We start from the raw sequence: 1,443 nt of genomic DNA, 5'->3' as shown, positions 1-1,443 counted from the left end.
GGTCGGGCGCGCCGTCTCGGGCGGTCACCGGTTCGTCCCGGTCTTCTCGGTGCCACCGGTGGTGGCGGCGTCGCGGTAGGGCGCGAGCAGGGCCCGGGCGACGACGCCGAGGTGGACCTCGTCGGGGCCGTCGGCCAGTCGCAGCGACCGCGCGGTGGCGTACGCCCCGGCCAGGGGGAAGTCGTCGCTCATGCCGCCGCCACCGTGGAGCTGCAGGGCCATGTCGATGACCTGCTGCGCCATCTTCGGGACGGCGGCCTTGATGGCACTGACCTCCACTGCGGCCTGTCCCTCGGTGTCGAGCTTCCAGGCTGCGTGCTGGACCAGCAGGCGCGCCTGGTCGATCGCGATGCGCGCCTCGGCGAGACGCTCACGGTTGCCGCCGAGGTTGACGATGGGCTTGCCGAAGGCGACGCGACCCGAGGCACGGCGGCAGGCCAGGTCCAGCGCCATCTCCGACAGGCCGATCAACCGCATGCAGTGGTGGACGCGCCCCGGGCCCAGTCGGCCCTGCGCGATCTCCGCGGCCCTGCCCGGTCCGGCGATGATGCTGGACACCGGGAGCCGCACGCCCTCCAGCGTCACCTCGCCGTGGCCGAGCGGTTCGTCGTAGACCCCCTGGGCGGTGAGCATGCGCTCGACGCGGACCCCGGGGGCGTCCATCGGCACCAGGACCATCGAGTGGCGCAGGTAGCGGTGCGCGTCCGGATCGGACACGCCCATGAAGATGCCCACCTTGCAGTCCGGGTGGCCGACGCCCGTGGACCACCACTTCCGGCCGTCGAGGACGACCTCGTCACCGTCGATGCGGGCGGTGGCGGCCATGTTCGAGGCGTCCGAGGAGGCCACGTCCGGCTCGGTCATGAGGAAGGCGCTGCGGATCCTCCCGTCGAGCAGCGGGTCCAGCCACCGGTCCTTCTGCTCCTGTGAGCCGTACTTGAGCAGGACCTCCATGTTCCCGGTGTCCGGGGCGTTGCAGTTGAACACCAGCGGGGCGAGGAACGAGCGGCCCATCTCCTCGGCGACCGGCGCATAGTCGGTGTTGCTCAGGCCGGTGCCGCCGTGGGTGCCGTAGCGCTCGGCATAGGGCCCCTCGTGTCCGGCCGGGAGGAAGAGGTTCCACAGTCCCTGCTCGCGGGCGCGGGCCTGGAGCTCCGTGACCCGCGGATCGACCGCCCACGGGTCCTGGCCGGCGAGCCGACGCCGGGCGATATCGGCGTGGATCTCCGGCTCCACCGGGGCGATGTGGGTGTCGATGAACTCGCGGACGGCTGCGGTGAGCTCAGCGGCGCGGGGCGAGGAGGAGAAGTCCATGGGTTCATCGTGGCACAGCCCGACGAACGGGTCCCGGCTCCGCGGCGTCTCCACGCGCGGGCCGGGGCCGGGGGTCGCGCGCGGGCCCGCCGACGGGTGACCCACAATGGCGAGACGGAGACCCCCTCC

General features: G+C 72.7%; 1 protein-coding gene. It reads right to left on the bottom strand.

All coding sequences use genetic code 11. From position 1 onward, the window contains the following. Positions 1–24: 24 nt before the first annotated feature. Entirely contained in the window at positions 25–1,314 is a 1,290-nt protein-coding gene (locus G6023_RS13150) for an acyl-CoA dehydrogenase family protein (RefSeq protein ID WP_096906620.1), read from the bottom strand. Positions 1,315–1,443: the final 129 nt, after the last annotated feature.

The sequence above is a fragment of the Dietzia sp. DQ11-71 genome, assembly GCF_014144995.1.
GTDB classification, from domain to species: domain Bacteria; phylum Actinomycetota; class Actinomycetes; order Mycobacteriales; family Mycobacteriaceae; genus Dietzia; species Dietzia kunjamensis.
Note: the sequence above shows the minus strand (reverse complement) of the source record. Positions and strands in the feature narration are given on the sequence as shown.